At 57.6% G+C, this 16891-nt stretch carries 10 protein-coding genes; 7 read left to right on the top strand and 3 right to left on the bottom strand.

Features of this window, described 5'->3' with window-relative positions:
* Positions 1 to 225 precede the first annotated feature (225 nt).
* Genes bcsG through bcsE form a run of 3 tightly spaced genes read right to left on the bottom strand, consistent with a single transcriptional unit; the run spans position 226 to position 3649 of the window.
* Positions 226 to 1905 carry a cellulose biosynthesis protein BcsG gene (gene bcsG, locus OGX80_RS06500; RefSeq protein ID WP_115181001.1) on the bottom strand — a complete coding sequence of 560 codons (1680 nt, stop codon included), beginning with the start codon at positions 1903 to 1905 and terminating at the stop codon, positions 226 to 228.
* Complete coding sequence (bcsF, locus tag OGX80_RS06495; protein ID WP_012135666.1) at positions 1902 to 2093, bottom strand: cellulose biosynthesis protein BcsF; 192 nt, start codon at positions 2091 to 2093, stop codon at positions 1902 to 1904. Before bcsF ends, bcsG begins: the two co-directional genes overlap by 4 nt.
* Entirely contained in the window at positions 2090 to 3649 is a 1560-nt protein-coding gene (gene bcsE, locus OGX80_RS06490; protein WP_115181002.1) for a cellulose biosynthesis c-di-GMP-binding protein BcsE, read from the bottom strand. Before bcsE ends, bcsF begins: the two co-directional genes overlap by 4 nt.
* Before the next feature lie 290 nt (positions 3650 to 3939).
* On the opposite strand from bcsE, the gene bcsR reads away from it, so the two are divergent.
* The 7 genes from bcsR to hmsP all read left to right on the top strand — a co-directional run bounded on the left by bcsR (position 3940) and on the right by hmsP (position 16826).
* On the top strand, positions 3940 to 4134 hold the full coding sequence (gene bcsR / locus OGX80_RS06485) for a cellulose biosynthesis protein BcsR (protein ID WP_012135663.1): 195 nt from the start codon (positions 3940 to 3942) through the stop codon (positions 4132 to 4134).
* Positions 4135 to 4145: 11 nt separating this feature from the next.
* The gene (gene bcsQ, locus OGX80_RS06480) at positions 4146 to 4898 is read left to right on the top strand and encodes a cellulose biosynthesis protein BcsQ (protein WP_115181003.1); all 753 of its coding nucleotides are present in this window, start codon (positions 4146 to 4148) and stop codon (positions 4896 to 4898) included.
* Positions 4895 to 7501, top strand: a complete 2607-nt coding sequence (bcsA, locus tag OGX80_RS06475; protein ID WP_104868057.1) for a UDP-forming cellulose synthase catalytic subunit — start codon at positions 4895 to 4897, stop codon at positions 7499 to 7501. Before bcsQ ends, bcsA begins: the two co-directional genes overlap by 4 nt.
* 10 nt (positions 7502 to 7511) lie before the next feature.
* Positions 7512 to 9863: a cellulose biosynthesis cyclic di-GMP-binding regulatory protein BcsB gene (bcsB, locus tag OGX80_RS06470; protein ID WP_012135659.1), complete on the top strand. Its 2352-nt coding sequence runs from the start codon at positions 7512 to 7514 to the stop codon at positions 9861 to 9863.
* Between the two features lie 3 nt (positions 9864 to 9866).
* Positions 9867 to 10976 (top strand): cellulose synthase complex periplasmic endoglucanase BcsZ, encoded by a 1110-nt coding sequence (gene bcsZ, locus OGX80_RS06465; RefSeq protein ID WP_080750344.1) that lies wholly within the window; start codon positions 9867 to 9869, stop codon positions 10974 to 10976.
* Positions 10958 to 14542 carry a cellulose synthase complex outer membrane protein BcsC gene (bcsC, locus tag OGX80_RS06460; RefSeq protein ID WP_115181004.1) on the top strand — a complete coding sequence of 1195 codons (3585 nt, stop codon included), beginning with the start codon at positions 10958 to 10960 and terminating at the stop codon, positions 14540 to 14542. The genes bcsZ and bcsC overlap by 19 nt, the downstream gene beginning before the upstream one ends.
* Positions 14543 to 14819: 277 nt before the next feature.
* Positions 14820 to 16826 carry a biofilm formation regulator HmsP gene (gene hmsP / locus OGX80_RS06455; protein WP_286471129.1) on the top strand — a complete coding sequence of 669 codons (2007 nt, stop codon included), beginning with the start codon at positions 14820 to 14822 and terminating at the stop codon, positions 16824 to 16826.
* Positions 16827 to 16891: the final 65 nt, after the last annotated feature.

Genomic DNA, 16891 nt, shown 5'->3' with positions numbered 1-16891 from the left:
AGAAAAGGAGTTTTTATATATCAACGAGTTAGTGGGTTTCGTTTTTTACGGGTCGTCAGAAAAGTTGCCAGCTGGCAAGAATCTTTCCAGCGTGTTGCGGCGCTTGCGCGAGTTTTGCCGGATGGCGACGAAAGCGTCTTATCCGGCCTACAAATCGGCATAATTTCAGGAGATTGTGCCTGACCTGTAGGCCTGATAAGCGTAGCGCCATCAGGCCTTTTTCGTTTACTGCGGATAAGGCACCCAGTCGCCGCCGTTCAGACGCACATACGGTTTACCCTGATACTGGATAACCACCGCGTTGGCGTTTTCAGCGACCGGTGCGGTCTGCGGCAACCCACGGGTGAGCTGATCCCAGTTGACGTTGTCTTCGACAAACAGTTTGCCGTCAAGGGCGCGCACCACCAGTTCGGAAATCGCCAGGTAGCTGCTCGGCTGGTCAATCTCAATCGATGCGCCCTGATGAGGCGTTTTCATACCGAAGAATTTCACCGCTGCCGGTACGTTGGTGATAGACGGGCTGGGGATGTCGCGTAGCCCGGAAACCTGCATTCTGTCGCCTTTGAGCGCGCCGCCGTGTTCCGGGACCATCACCACCATCACTTTACGGCCCGATTTCTCCAGTTCGGTAAAGAAGGCGTCCAGCTCATCGAACAGCTTTTGCGCGCGAATTTTGTAATCCGCCGTTTTGCTGACGCCAGGGAAGTGGTTCCCGTCGTGCAGCGGCAGCGTGTTATAGAACGTTGCGCTACGCGAGTTCTGATCTTTATCGGTGGTTTCCAGCCAGCGGTTGAGCACGGCGGTGTCGTCATAAACCGGAGAACCGTCAAAGCCCAGCAGCGTGACGGGCAGCCCTTTTTGATCCATCAGCTCCGTCTGCATACCGCCATTCTCACGCACTTCTTTCAGGAAGCCGCCGAATTCGCCGTTATGACCCATCATCAAATGCTGCGTGAAGCCCAGCTTCGACAGGTTATCAAACAGGTAGCAGTCGTTGCCTGCCGGTTGATACAGATTCGTGTGCGACGACTGGCCGCAGCTGGCGCGCAGCAGGCGGATCGCCGCCGGGCCGCTGTAGGAGGTGGCGGAGTTAAAGTGCTTAAACAGAATATCGAAATGCGACCATAACGGATGTGACATCAGGCCTGCGGCTTCAACATCAGACCACGAGAGGGAACAGATGTTGATCACCAGCAGTTCAAACGGCTGCGCATCGGCCGGCAGCGCCGTCGGGAACGGCGTTTTTCGTTTTTCTTCCGCGTTATAGAAGGTGTTCAGCCACGCGTTCAGATTGGCTGAGGTCGGAGGCGCGGTCTGCGCCGGGATATCGCCGACCACCGGGGTGTCTCCTGCCGTTGCGACCGTCGTCGCCGCAGAGCCGCCGGTGGTCGTCACCGTGTCGGTCGGCTGGCCGCCAGGCCACAGTGTAAAGACTGGCCCTGTCAGCGTCAGCACGTTCAGCCAGATCATAATGGCGACAACAAAAAGAGTGACCCGAATCCACTGCGATAAAAACAGCCAGGCGACGAGCAGCACAAACACGGCGCCGATCATCTGCCAGTTGATAAAGCGAGTCACCAGATCGAGCATATAGTCCGCGCTAAAACCCGCGACCTGCGAGCCCTGACTGATAATGCTTTGTGGGCCAGGCAGCCAGGTGTCATGCCAGAAAAGCGCAAAGCCGATTGGGATAGCGACCCAATGGCGCAGACGGTGCAGGCTGAGTTTGGGGACTGGCATTAACAAAAAGGCCATGAAGACCAGGTTCTGCAACGGATGGAAGTTGAGATATCCCGCCCAGAGCAGGCCAAACTTTACCAGAAAGTAGAAATTCCAGCCCGCAAGGCCGCGCCAGTATTGCCAGAGAGGTGAAGGCATGGATGAGGTTTGAGTATGCTGAGTCATTTTTTGTCTGCCTTGACGTTTGTTGCACGGCGCAAGGTTCCGGCGGGTTTTACATAACGGGGTCTGGCGAATAACAGTCGGGCTGTGTTACGGATGCGGCGAAGCGAATGGCGCGCCAGATAGCCCAGAGGAAAAAAGATCAGCGCACAAAAGACGATGATCTGGATGATATCGTTGACGTTCATCATTGTGGGCGCTCCACGCTGTCATCCAGCAGTCGTAAGGGTTCGGGAATACGTCGCCAGACTCGCCCGTCATGCTCGGCATTGAGCACAGGGTTCGGCCCCTGGGTCAGCGGCAGCGGTGTGCCCCACAGTTCAGGCGACAGCAGGCGCATTTGCACGAGTTCAGCGCTGATTTGGTTATCTTCGAACCAGACCATGCGGTTGGAAAAGATATCGCCGGTCGGCAGAGGGAAGATATGGTTCAGCGCAGTGTCCAGATCGTTGACCCGACAGAATGATAAAAACAGCACCAGCCGGTTGCCGCCGATAGTCATGATATCGCCGGTACGGTTTGGGCGGCAGAGCGTCAGCGCCTGCTCGATGCGGATACCCGGCACCGGGCGCAATGCGACCATCACGCCTTTCCCGTCAGCGGGCAGCAGCGTGTTGCTCATCATGTTATGTACGGCTTCGCAGAAGACGTCCCATGTCTGGAAACCGCGCAGCTTCATGGGCTGCGTCATCGACAGGAGTGTGGCGATCTCTTCCGGGACGTAGCGGCTGAATTGCTGTCCCTGCACGCTTTCAATCAGCGTCAGGCAGCGGGAAAGCGGCGCATTCCACGGAATAACCATATTCGCGCCGCAGCCTAACAGCAGTCGCTCGTCGGTTGCCCGCAAACTGGCGAGATTTTCGCGGACGATAATTTTCAGCGCGCTTCCGCGCTGGCGGCGCAGCGTATGGATATTTCGCGCCATGGGTTCGATTTGGCTATTTTGCGTCAGGGAGAAGATGATCGTCGCCGCCTGCGCAGTTCGCGCCTCGTTGAACAAGGTTTCGTTATTATCAAAAAGCGCCCAGTGTTCCGACAGCGGCGGAGCGCCTTCAAGAACGGCGATATTGCTGAGGATGCGTTTTTCGTCGCTGCGCGGCTGGATGTTCGCCTCTTCCTTGTGGGCCAGCTCCCAGTGCGCATCTTTATGGCGCAGCGTCAGTTGTTGCCGGGCGCTGACCCCTTTTTCACTGCACCAGAACGCGATGTCGAACAGATGCTGGTCGCCCTGAAAACGTAAGCTGGCAAGGCCGAAAAGCGAACGGTACTCTCCCATCAACAGGGAGAACTGTTTGTCATTATTATTTCCAGGGTTAATAACCAGAAGCGAACAGTGATGGAACCGGGTCCATTTATTCATTTTTTCCAGCCACTGATGAAGGCGTTCCCCTGATATATTTTGCCAGGCGTTATTCGCGCAAAGAAGAATGAAAAAGTAATGTGTAGGATCAACAGAACAAAGCAAATCGCGGGGCAAAAAGTATAACCCCTTTTCAGAATCCGGCATTGAAAATAACTGGATTTTTTCCGGGCCGTGAGACTCATCTAATTTGATTAATTCACCCGGATCGCAGCCCATACAAATGACCGCGACTTTCGCGTTCCCTGCCTGCGAGGCAATCGTTTGATTCACCAGGCTGATGGCATCTTCATTGCGATCAGCGTCAACCCACCAGACACCGCCGGCAGGCATGTGGCGTAGTTCATCCCATAATGATGAGATGCCGATAGAAAATACGGGGTCCACAGCGTCCCTCTTGTCGCTATTTTATCTGTTTATCAGTTTACTAGCGAAAGCTCAGAAATAAACCTAACATTGAAATTAAAACACATCAGATTTAGCATATGAATCAATTCGGCGGGCAGGAAGCCTTGCGACCTCGGTCATGGTGTTTTCTTTACTCTTACAGTTTGCGTAACGGAAAGGCGAGAAATGAACGATCCCCTGCATTGAAGATTAACAGTGAAGAGGGGGGGATGCTGCCAGAAAAATTGTCTGAAGCATGGTGAGTATATTCAAAAGGGACACAATACAGAATGTATAACAACAACGAACCTGACTCTCAGTTTGATTCAGCATTGGGCTATACCTTTCAAAATGATTTTCTGGCGTTAAGTCAGGCTTTCTCCTTGCCCGAAATAGACTATACCGATATTTCCCAACGCGAACAGCTGGCTGCGGCGATTAAACGTTGGCCTTTATTGGCTGAATTTGCGCAACAACCATCATAAGGGAGTCAGGGATGTCCATTCTGGGATTGCAGGGCGTGCGCGGCGGTGTAGGCACCACATCAATCACTTCGGCGCTCGCCTGGGCGCTGCAAATACTCGGGGAAAATGTGCTGGTCGTTGATGCCAGCCCCGATAACCTGCTGCGTATGTCATTCAATGTCGATTTTGTCCATCGCGACGGCTGGGCCAGGGCGCTACTGGACGGTAAAGACTGGCGCGATGCCGGACTGCGTTATACCACCCAGCTCGATCTGCTGCCGTTCGGACAGCTTACGGTGGAAGAGCGGGAGAATCCTCAGGAATGGGCGGAAAAGCTGGGAGCTATTTGCGCTGGCCTGCGCGAACTGAAAGAGAGCCGGCGCTATTCGTGGATTTTGCTGGATCTTCCCCACGGCGTCTCACCGCTGACGCAACAGTTGGTCAGTCTCTGCGATCATACGCTGGCGGTGGTAAAAGCGGACACCAATTGCCATATCCGGCTGCATCAACAGGCGCTGCCCACGGGTGCGCATATCCTGATTAACGATTTACGCATTGCCAGCCAGTTGCAGGACGATCTGTACCAGGTCTGGCTGCAAAGCCAGCGTCGTTTGCTGCCGATGGTGATCCATCGCGATGAAGCGATGGTGGAGTGTATGGCTTCGAAACAGCCGCTGGGCGAGTACCGTGGCGATTCGCTGGCGGCAGAAGAGGTGCTGACGCTGGCAAACTGGTGTTTGCTGCACTATGCGGGCAATCGCGCCCCTGCCGGGAGCGCATCATGAACATCCTGACCCGGTGGCTTCTCATTCCGCCGGTCGGCGCACGCCTGAGCGAGCGCTATCAGGGGTATCGCCGTCATGGCGCGTCGCCGTTCAGTGCGATGCTGGGCTGCCTGTGGGTGATTCTGGCGTGGATTTTTATTCCGCTTGAGCATCCGCGCTGGCAGCGCATTCGCGCGCAGCATAAAGCGCTCTATCCGCACATTAACGCCAACCGACCGCGTCCGCTGGACCCGGCCCGCTATGCCATTCAAACGCTCTGGCTGATGGCCTTCTCGCCGCGTAAAGAGAAGAAGGTCGAACCGCGCTGGCGGTCGCTCTCCCGCCTGCTGGGCGTGCGCGGTCGCTATCATCAGTGGATGGACACGCTGCCCGACCGCGTCAGTAAAAAGACCACGCACCTGGAAAGCGAAAAAGAGCTGGGCCATCTTAGCAACGGGGTGCGCCGCTTTATCCTCGGCGTCATCGTCACTTTTTCCCTGATTCTGGCGATCATCTGTATTACCCAGCCGTTTAACCCGCTGTCGCAGTTTATCTTCCTGATACTGCTGTGGGGCGTCGCGCTGCTGGTGCGGCGGATACCGGGGCGTTTCTCCGCCCTGATGCTGATCGTGCTGTCGCTGACGGTGTCATGCCGTTATATCTGGTGGCGCTATACCTCGACGTTAAACTGGGATGACCCGCTGAGCCTGGTTTGCGGGCTGATTTTGCTGTTTGCGGAAACCTACGCATGGATTGTCCTGGTGCTGGGGTATTTCCAGGTCGTCTGGCCGCTTAACCGCCAGCCCGTGCCGCTACCGAAAGAGATGGCGCAGTGGCCGACGGTGGACATTTTTATTCCGACTTACAACGAAGACCTCAGCGTGGTGAAAAACACCGTTTACGCCTCGTTGGGCATCGACTGGCCGAAAGACAAGCTGAGCATCTGGATTCTTGACGACGGTGGGCGCGAAGAGTTCCGCCAGTTTGCCCAGACCGTCGGCGTACAGTACATCGCCCGTACCACGCATGAACACGCCAAGGCCGGCAACATCAATAACGCGCTAAAATACGCGAAAGGCGAGTTTGTCTCGATCTTTGACTGCGACCATGTCCCGACACGCTCGTTCCTGCAAATGACGATGGGCTGGTTCCTGAAAGAGAAAAAGCTCGCCATGATGCAGACGCCGCACCACTTTTTCTCGCCAGACCCGTTTGAACGCAACCTCGGTCGTTTCCGTAAAACGCCGAACGAAGGCACGCTGTTTTATGGGCTGGTGCAGGATGGCAACGACATGTGGGATGCGACGTTCTTCTGCGGATCGTGCGCGGTGATTCGCCGTAAACCGCTGGATGAGATTGGCGGCATTGCCGTTGAGACCGTGACCGAAGATGCGCATACCTCGCTGCGCCTGCACCGTCGTGGCTACACCTCGGCCTATATGCGCATTCCACAGGCGGCAGGTCTGGCGACGGAAAGCCTGTCCGCGCACATCGGGCAGCGTATTCGCTGGGCGCGCGGCATGGTGCAAATCTTCCGTCTGGATAACCCGCTGTTCGGCAAAGGCTTAAAGCTGGCGCAGCGTCTGTGTTACGTCAACGCCATGTTCCACTTTTTATCGGGCATTCCACGGCTCATCTTCCTGACGGCGCCGCTGGCTTTCCTGCTGCTGCATGCCTATATCATCTATGCGCCTGCGCTGATGATTGCGCTGTTTGTGTTGCCGCACATGATTCACGCCAGCCTCACCAACTCGAAGATTCAGGGGAAATACCGCCATTCCTTCTGGAGTGAAATCTACGAAACGGTGCTGGCCTGGTATATCGCGCCGCCGACGATGGTGGCGCTGATCAACCCGCATAAAGGGAAATTCAACGTTACCGCGAAAGGCGGGCTGGTAGAGGAAGAATATGTCGACTGGGTGATTTCCCGGCCCTATATCTTCCTGGTGCTGCTCAACCTGCTGGGGGTCGTGGTGGGCGTCTGGCGTTACTACTACGGCCCCGCCAACGAAATACTCACGGTGATCGTCAGTCTGGTGTGGGTTTTCTATAACCTGATCATTCTGGGCGGCGCGGTGGCGGTCTCTGTGGAAAGTAAGCAGGTACGCCGGGCGCACCGCGTTGAAATCTCCATGCCGGCGGCCATTGCCCGTGAAGATGGCCACCTGTTCTCATGCACCGTGCATGACTTCTCCGACGGCGGCCTGGGGATTCGGATCAACGGGCAGGCGCAGGTGCTGGAAGGGCAAAAGGTTAATTTATTGCTTAAACGCGGCCAGCAAGAGTACGTCTTTCCTACTCAGGTCGTGCGCGTGTTGGGCAATGAGGTCGGGCTGCAATTGCTGCCGATGACCACGAAACAACATATCGACTTTGTGCAGTGCACATTTGCCCGCGCGGATACGTGGGCGCTCTGGCAGGACAGCTTCCCGGAAGACAAACCGCTGGAAAGCCTGCTGGATATTCTGAAGCTGGGCTTCCGTGGCTACCGCCATCTTGCGGAATTTGCTCCGTCTTCCGTCAAAGTAATTTTCCGTTCTCTGACGACGCTGGTTTCCTGGATTGTGTCGTTTATTCCGCGTCGCCCGGAGCGGCAGCCGGATCAGGTGATGGCTCAACAATGATGATAACGCGATGAAAAGAAAACTTTCCTGGGTTTATGCAGTGGCTATGGGGATAAGCGCTTTCCCCACTTTCATGACGAATGCGACGCCTGCAACGCAACCATTGATCAATGCTGAGCCAGCGCAAGCGCCGACAGCGCCTGCGCCAGAAACGCCGGAGCAGCCGGTCGGCCAGGTAATGCCGGGCGTGCCGGGCGCCGATGCGCCCGTGGTGGCGCAAAACGGGCCTTCCCGCGATGTGAAGCTGACCTTCGCGCAAATCGCGCCGCCGCCGGGCAGCATGGTGCTGCGTGGCGTGAACCCGAATGGCAGCATTGAGTTCGGTATGCGCAGCGATGAAGTGGTGTCGAAAGCGATGCTGAACCTGGAATACACCCCGTCGCCGTCGTTGCTGCCGATCCAGTCGCAGCTGAAGGTCTACCTCAATGATGAGCTGATGGGCGTGTTGCCGGTCACGAAAGAGCAACTGGGCAAAAAGACGCTGGCCCAGATGCCGATCAACCCGCTCTTTATCACCGATTTTAACCGCGTGCGGCTGGAGTTCGTCGGGCACTATCGCGATGTCTGCGAAAACCCGGCCAGCAGTACGCTCTGGCTGGATGTTGGCCGCAGCAGCGTGCTGGATCTGACGTATCAGACCCTGCCGGTGAAAAACGATCTGTCGCACTTCCCGGTGCCGTTCTTCGATCCGCGGGACAACCGCCAGGTTACGCTGCCTGTGGTCTTTGCCGGTTCGCCGGATCTGATGCAGCAGCAGGCGGCATCCATTGTCTCTTCATGGTTCGGTTCGCGCGCAGGCTGGCGCGGCCAGCATTTCCCGGTGATGTACAACACGCTGCCGGATCGTAATGCCATCGTCTTTGCCACGAACGACAAGCGCCCTGATTTCCTGCGCGATCATCCGCCGGTAAAAGCGCCGGTGATTGAGATGATCAGCCACCCGGACAACCCATATGTGAAGCTGCTGGTGGTCTTTGGCCGCGACGATAACGATCTGTTGCAGGCGGCGAAAGGCATTGCGCAAGGGAATATTCTGTTCCGTGGCGACAGCGTGGTGGTGGATGAGGTGAAGCCTCTGCTGGCGCGTAAACCTTATGATGCGCCGAACTGGGTACGTACTGACCGTGCGGTGACGTTCGGCGAGCTGAAAACCTATAAAGAGCAGCTCCAGTCCACCGGGCTGGAACCTGCGGCGATTTCGCTGTCGCTGAATCTGCCGCCGGATCTCTATCTGCTGCGCAGCAACGGTATTGATATGAACCTCAACTACCGTTACACCACGCCGCCGAGCAAAGACAGCTCGCGTATGGATATCAGCCTGAACGATCAGTTCCTGCAAGCGTTCAGCCTGAACAGCACCCAGGAAAGCAATCGCCTGCTGCTGCGTTTGCCGGTATTGCAGGGGCTGATTGACGGTAAAACGGACGTGTCGATCCCGGCGCTGAAGCTGGGGGCGATGAACCAGCTGCGCTTTGACTTCCAGTACATGAACCCGATGCCGGGCGGCTCGGTGGATAATTGCGTGACGTTCCAGCCGGTACAAAACCATGTGGTGATTGGCGACGACTCCACCATTGATTTCTCGAAATATTATCACTTTATCGCGATGCCGGACCTGCGTGCCTTCGCCAATGCGGGCTTCCCGTTCAGCCGGATGGCTGACCTTTCAGAAACCATTGCCGTGATGCCGAAAAACCCGAACGAAGCGCAGATGGAAACGCTGCTGGATGTGACCGGAACGATTGGCGCGCAGACCGGTTTCCCGTCGATTAACCTGAATATCACCGACGATAGCCGCCAGATTCAGGGTAAAGACGCGGATATTATGGTGATCGGGACAATCCCCGACGCACTGAAAGATGACAAACGCATCGACCTGCTGGTACAGGCGACGCAAAGCTGGGTGAACACGCCGATGCGCCAGACGACCTTCCCGAGCATCATGCCGGATGAGGCCGACCGCGCGCCGGATGCGAAATCCACCATCACCTCTGCTGGCGCGATGGCGGCGGTAGTGGGCTTCCAGTCGCCGTTCAACGACCAGCGTAGCGTGGTGGCGCTGCTGGCAGACAGCCCGCGCGGGTATGAACTGCTGACCGAAGCGATGAACGACAGCGGAAAACGCGCCGCCATGTTTGGCTCCGTGTCGGTGATCCGCGAGTCTGGCGTCAACAGCCTGCGGGTGGGCGATATTTACTACGTAGGGCATTTACCGTGGTTCGAACGCCTCTGGTACGCGTTATCGAATCATCCGGTGCTGCTGGCGATACTGGCGGCGGTTAGCGTCGTGCTGTTGGCCTGGGTTCTGTGGCGTCTGCTGCGCATTATCAGCCGTCGTCGACTCGATCCCGATAACGAGTAATCGATGATGAACGCGTTGCGTGGATGGATGTTAACTGCCCTGATGCTGGCGACCGTCAGCGTACAGGCGGCCTGTACGTGGCCGGCATGGATACAGTTCAAAAAGGACTATATCAGTCAGGAAGGACGGGTGATTGACCCCAGCGACGCGCGCAAAATCACGACGTCGGAAGGGCAAAGCTATGCGCTGTTCTTTGCCCTCGCCGCCAACGATCGGCCGGCATTTGACCTGATCCTCGACTGGACGCAAAACAACCTGGCGCAGGGTTCCTTACAGGCGCATCTGCCTGCCTGGCTGTGGGGGCAGAAAGACCCCTCGACCTGGGAGGTGCTGGATGCAAACTCCGCTTCCGACGGCGATATCTGGATGGCCTGGTCGCTGCTGGAAGCCGGGCGCTTATGGAAAACGTCGCGCTATACCGACACTGGCGCCGCGCTGCTAAAACGCATTGCGCGTGAAGAGGTGGTAACGGTGCCGGGGCTGGGGTCAATGCTGCTGCCGGGGAACGTGGGTTTTGCGGAAAAGACGCGCTGGCGCTTTAACCCGAGCTATTTACCCCCGCAGCTGGCGCAATATTTTACCCGCTTTGGCGCGCCCTGGACCACGCTGCGTGAAACCAATATGCGTTTGCTGATGGAAACCGCCCCGAAAGGGTTCTCGCCGGACTGGGTGCGCTATGAAAAAGACAAAGGCTGGCAGCTGAAACCGGAAAAAACGCTGGTCAGCAGTTACGATGCCATCCGCGTTTATTTATGGGCGGGGATGATGCACGACGGCGATCCGCAAAAAGCGCGGCTGCTGACGCGCCTGAAACCGATGGCGACGCTGACGACAAAAAACGGCGTTCCGCCAGAGAAGGTGGATGTCGCCAGTGGTAAAGCCCAGGGCGACGGGCCGGTGGGCTTTTCGGCTTCTTTATTGCCTTTCCTGCAAAACCGTGATGCTCAGGCGGTGCAGCGACAGCGCGTGGCGGACAATTTTCCCGGTAGCGATGCCTACTATAGCTATGTGCTAACGCTTTTCGGACAAGGATGGGATCAGCATCGTTTTCGCTTCACCGCTAAAGGTGAATTACTACCTGACTGGGGCCAGGAATGCGCAAGTTCAAATTAAGTCTCATCGATCTCCTTTTGCCGGGTGGCGGTAACGCCTTATCCGGCCTACGGGATGCCGCTGATTGTAGGCCGGATAAGACGCTAAAGCGTCGCCATCGGGCCGTGCTCGGCCTGACGCTCGGCATCGCCTGGATGCCGTTCGCTGAGGCGGCGCCTTCCGCGCAACAGCAGTTGTTGCAACAGGTTCGGTTAGGCGAAGCCTCGCACCGTGAGGATTTGGTGCGCCAGTCGCTTTATCGCCTGGAACTGATCGACCCGAACAACCCGGAAGTGGTCGCCGCCCGGTTTCGCTACCTGCTGCGCCAGGGCGACAATGACGGGGCGCAGAAACAGCTCGACAGGCTTTCCCAGTTAGCGCCGGGTTCCAGTGCGTATCAGTCCTCCCGCACGACGATGATGCTTTCCACGCCGGAAGGGCGCCAGTCCTTGCAGGAGGCGCGTTTACAGGCGACCACCGGTCATACCGAAGAAGCGATTGCCGCCTACGACGCGCTGTTTAAAGGTCATCCGCCGCAAGGCGATCTGGCGGTGGAATACTGGACGACGGTGGCGAAATCTCCCGCGAGACGTAACGAGGCGATTAATCAGCTTAAAAGAATTAACGCCAGTACGCCGGGCAATACCGCTCTGCAAAACACGCTGGCGCAGTTGCTGTTTGACGGCGGGCGACGCGATGAGGGATTTGCCGTATTAGAGCAGATGGCGAATTCCAGCGCCGGGCGCACGACGGCTTCCGCCCTCTGGTATCAGCAGATTAAAGATCTGCCTGCCAGCGACGCCAGCGTAAAAGCGCTGCAAAAATACCTGACGGTGTTTAGCGAAGGCGACAGCGTCAATGCCGCGCGCAGCAAGTTGAGTGAACAGCAGCAACAGCTTTCCGACCCGGCGTTCAGAGCCAGAGCGCAAGGCCTGGCGGCGGTGGAAGCCGGACAGGGCGGCAAAGCCGTAACGGAATTGCAGCAGGCGGTAAGCGCGGATCACCGCGACAGCGAAGCCGTCGGCGCGCTGGGGCAGGCCTATTCGCAGCGCGGCGATCGTGCCCGCGCGGTGGCGCAGTTCCAGAAAGCGCTTGCGATGGACCCGAACAGCAGCAGTCGCGGCAAATGGGAAAGCCTGCTGAAGGTAAACCGCTACTGGCTGGCGATTCAGCAGGGCGACGCCGCGCTGAAAGCGAATAACCCGGACCAGGCGGAACGCCTCTACCGGCAGGCCAGGAGCATCGACAATACCGACAGCTATGCCGTGCTGGGGCTGGGCGACGTGGCGATGGCGCGTAAAGATTATCCCGCCGCCGAGCGCTACTATCAGCAGACGCTGCGAATGGACAGTGGCAACAGCAACGCCGTGCGCGGCCTGGCGAATATCTATCGTCAGCAGTCCCCGGAGAAAGCCTCGGCGTTTATCGCGTCGCTCTCCAGTCGTCAGCGGCAAAGTATTGATGATATTGAGCGTAGCCTTGAAAACGACCGGCTGGCGCAGCAGGCCGAAGCGCTGGAAAACCAGGGGAACTGGGCGCAGGCGGCGGAACTGCATCGTCGCAGGCTGGCGCTGGACCCCGGCAGCGTCTGGGTAACGTATCGTTTGTCCCGCGATCTGTGGAACGCCGGGCAGCGCAGCCAGGCCGATGCGCAAATGCGCGCGCTGGCGCGTCAGAAACCGAACGACCCGGATCAGGTGTATGCCTATGGGCTGTACCTCGCGGGCAACGATCAGGATCGCGCGGCGATGGCGCATATCAATAATCTGCCGCGTAGCCAGTGGAACAGCAACATTCAGGAACTGGCGGACAGGCTGCAAAATAATCAGGTGCTGGAAACCGCCAGCCGCCTGCGTGATAGCGGCAAAGAGCGGGAAGCGGAAACGCTGCTTCGCCAACAGCCCGCCTCTACGCGCATTGATTTAACCCTTGCCGACTGGGCGCAGCAGCGGCGCGATTATTCTTCGGCGCGCGCCGCCTATGATGCGGTTCTGGCGCGGGAGCCGGGTAATGTCGATGCCCGGCTTGGCCTGACGGAAGTCTATATTGCGCAGGGCGATAACGCGGCGGCGCGGGCGGAACTGGCGAAACTTCCCGCCCCGGCAACCGGGGAGTCGCTGTCCATCAATATGCAGCGCCGTATGGCGCGGGCCCAGGCGCAACTGGGCGATACCGTCGCGGCGCAGCAGACCTTCAACACGATTGTACCGCAGGCGAAGTCACAGCCGCCTTCTATGGAAACTGCGATGGTGCTGCGCGACGCGGCGGGCTTTCAGGCGCAAAACGGCGAACCGCAGCAGGCGCTTGAGACGTACAAAGATGCGATGGTGGCTTCCGGCATTACGCCGACCCGCCCGCAGGATAATGACACCTTTACTCGCCTGACCCGTAATGACGCGAAAGATGACTGGTTAAAACGCGGCGTGCGCAGCGATGCGGCGGATTTATACCGACAGCAGGATCTGAACGTCACGCTGGAGCATGATTACTGGGGATCGAGCGGCACCGGCGGCTACTCCGATCTGAAAGCGCATACCACCATGTTCCAGGTTGACGCGCCGTTGTCAGATGGCCGGATGTTCTTCCGTGCTGACCTGGTGAACGTGGATGTCGGCAGTTTCTCGACCCGTGCGGACGGCACCTGGGATAAGAACTGGGGCACCTGTACGCTGCATGACTGTAGCGGCAACCGCAGCCAGTCTGATACCGGCACGAGCGTGGCGGTCGGCTGGAAAAACGAAACCTGGAGCTGGGATATCGGGACTACGCCGATGGGCTTTAACGTTGTCGATGTGGTTGGCGGCGTGAGCTACAGCAATGATATCGGGCCGCTGGGTTATACGCTGAACGCGCACCGTCGGCCAATCTCCAGCTCTCTGCTGGCCTTCGGCGGGCAGAAAGACGCGCCGAGCAACACGGGCACAAAATGGGGCGGCGTGCGTGCGGACGGCGGCGGTGTGAGCCTGAGCTATGACAAAGGTGAAGCCAACGGCGTCTGGGCTTCGCTGAGCGGCGATCAACTGACCGGTAAGAACGTCGCGGATAACTGGCGCGTGCGCTGGATGACGGGCTATTACTATAAAATCATCAATGAGAATAACCGTCGCGTCACCGTCGGCCTGAACAATATGATCTGGCACTACGACAAAGACCTGAGCGGGTATTCGCTGGGGCATGGCGGTTATTACAGTCCGCAGGAGTATGTGTCGTTCGCCGTGCCGGTGATGTGGCGGCAGCGTACGGAAAACTGGTCGTGGGAACTGGGCGGTTCGGTATCCTGGTCGCATTCACGCACCAAAACCATGCCGCGTTATCCGCTGATGAATTTGATCCCGACGGATTACCGCGAAGAGGCGGCCACGCAGACGAATGGCGGCGGCAGCAGTCAGGGCTTTGGTTATACGGCGCGGGCGCTGATCGAGCGACGGGTGACGTCTAACTGGTTCCTCGGAACGGCAATTGATATTCAGGAAGCGAAGGATTATACGCCGAGCCATTTCCTGCTGTATGTGCGTTATTCCGCTGCGGGATGGCAGGGCGATATGGATTTACCGCCGCAGCCGCTGGTGCCGTACGCGGACTGGTAAGCGCCGAACGCCTGATGGCGACGCATTCGCGTCTTATCAGGCCTACAACGCGCGCTTGCGGCCACGCCGCCATTTGGCAATGCGCTCTTTCGTAGGCCGGATAAGGCGGTCACGCCGCCATCCGGCAGTGTGCGCTTTCTGTAGGCCGGATAAGGCGGTTACGCCGCCATCCGGCACTGATGATTCGGAAAAGTCCTTTTCAGATACGGCCTCTCTTTATGTCTGCGCGATCGGGTATACTCTGGCGGCAGCCTGGGGATAGTCATGGAGAGTCAATTTGCGCGTCAGCCGCTCGTTAACAATTAAGCAGATGGCAATGGTTGCGGCCGTTGTCCTGGTGTTTGTATTTATTTTTTGCACCGTTTTGCTGTTTCATTTAGTACAGCAGAACCGCTATAACACGGCTACGCAACTGGAAAGTATCGCCCGTTCTGTCCGCGAACCGCTGTCCGCCGCAATCCTGAAAGCGGATATCCCTGAAGCGGAAACCATCCTGGCGCGCATTCAGCCTGCGGGCGTGGTCAGCCGCGCCGACGTGGTGCTGCCGAACCAATTCCAGGCGCTACGAATGAGTTTTATTCCTGAGCGCTCCGTCCCGGTGACGGTGACGCGTCTGTTTGAACTGCCGGTGCAGATCTCGCTGCCGGTCTATTCCCTTGAGCGGCCAGCCAACCCACAGCCGCTGGCGTATCTGGTGCTCCAGGCGGACTCGTTCCGCATGTATAAGTTCGTGATGAGCACGCTCTCGACGTTAGTGACCATTTACTTACTTTTATCGCTGATGCTGACGGTGGCGATAACCTGGTGTATGAACCGCCTGATTGTGCATCCTCTACGCAAAATCGCCCGGGAGCTTAACGATATCCCGCCGCAGGAGCTGACAGGCCATCAGCTGGCGCTGCCGCGTCTGCATCATGATGATGAGATCGGTATGCTGGTGCGTAGCTACAACCTGAATCAGCAGATTGCCCAGCGTCACAGCATTGAGCAAAACGATCATGCGATGCGCTTTCCGGTTTCCGAGCTCCCCAACAAGGCTTTTCTGATGGGGCTTCTGGAACAGGTTGTGACGCGTCAGCAGACGACGGCGTTAATGATTGTCACCTGTGAAACGCTGCGCGATACCGCAGGCGTGCTCAAAGAGACGCAGCGGGAAATCCTGTTGCTTACGCTGGTGGAAAAACTGAAATCGGTACTGGCGCCGCGAATGGTGCTGACGCAGGTAAGCGGCTTTGATTTCGCCATCATCGCGCACGGCGTAAAAGAACCGTGGCACGCGATTACGTTAGGTCAGCAAGTGCTCACTGTCATTAATGAACGGCTGCCGATCGAAAGCATCCAGCTGCGCCCCAGTTGCAGCATCGGGGTGGCGATGTTTTACGGCGACCTGACGGCCGAGGCGCTTTATGGTCGCGCCGTCTCCGCCGCCTTTACCGCCCGCCGCAAAGGTAAAAATCAGATTCAGTTCTTTGACCCGGCGCAGATGGAAGCCGCGCAGCAGAGATTGACGGAAGAGAGCGATATTCTCAACGCGCTGGATAACCACCAGTTCGCCATCTGGCTGCAACCGCAGGTGGAGATGTCCAGCGGTAAGGTCCTGAGCGCAGAAGCATTATTACGCGTGCAGCAGCCGGATGGCAGTTGGGAACTCCCGGAAGGGTTAATTGACCGTATCGAATCCTGCGGTCTGATGGTGACGGTCGGGTACTGGGTGCTGGAAGAGTCCTGTCGCCAGCTTTCCGCCTGGCAGGAGCGCGGCGTGATGATGCCGCTCTCGGTGAATCTTTCCGCATTGCAGCTCATGCACCCGAATATGGTGTCGGATCTGCTGGAGCTGCTAAGCCGCTATTGTATTCAGCCGGATACATTGATTCTGGAAGTAACGGAAAGCCGACGCATCGACGACCCGCATGCCGCCGTCGCCATCCTGCGCCCGCTGCGCAGCGCGGGCGTACGCATCGCGCTGGATGACTTTGGTATGGGATACGCAGGGTTGCGTCAGCTTCAGCACATGAAATCGCTGCCGGTCGATATACTAAAAATCGACAAAATGTTTGTTGAGGGATTGCCGGAGGATGACAGCATGGTCACGGCGATTATCCTGATGGCGCGCAGCCTTAACCTGAAAATGATCGCGGAAGGCGTGGAGACCGAAGCGCAGCGCGACTGGCTGGCGCAGGCAGGGGTGGACGTGGCGCAAGGTTTCTTGTTTGCCCGCGCGGTTCCGCCGGATGTGTTTGAAGAACGTTACCTGAAGAACGCGCAGCCTGATTACAAAACTTAAAAAAGGTCAGACTTGTGCGAGCCAGCTCAAAGTTTTTAACATTTTTGTTTCAATTATGATCCAGG

It is taken from the genome of Citrobacter sp. CK194 (genome assembly GCF_030333395.1).
Taxonomy (GTDB): Bacteria; Pseudomonadota; Gammaproteobacteria; order Enterobacterales; family Enterobacteriaceae; genus Citrobacter_B; species Citrobacter_B koseri.
This window is presented reverse-complemented; position numbering and strand designations above follow the sequence as displayed.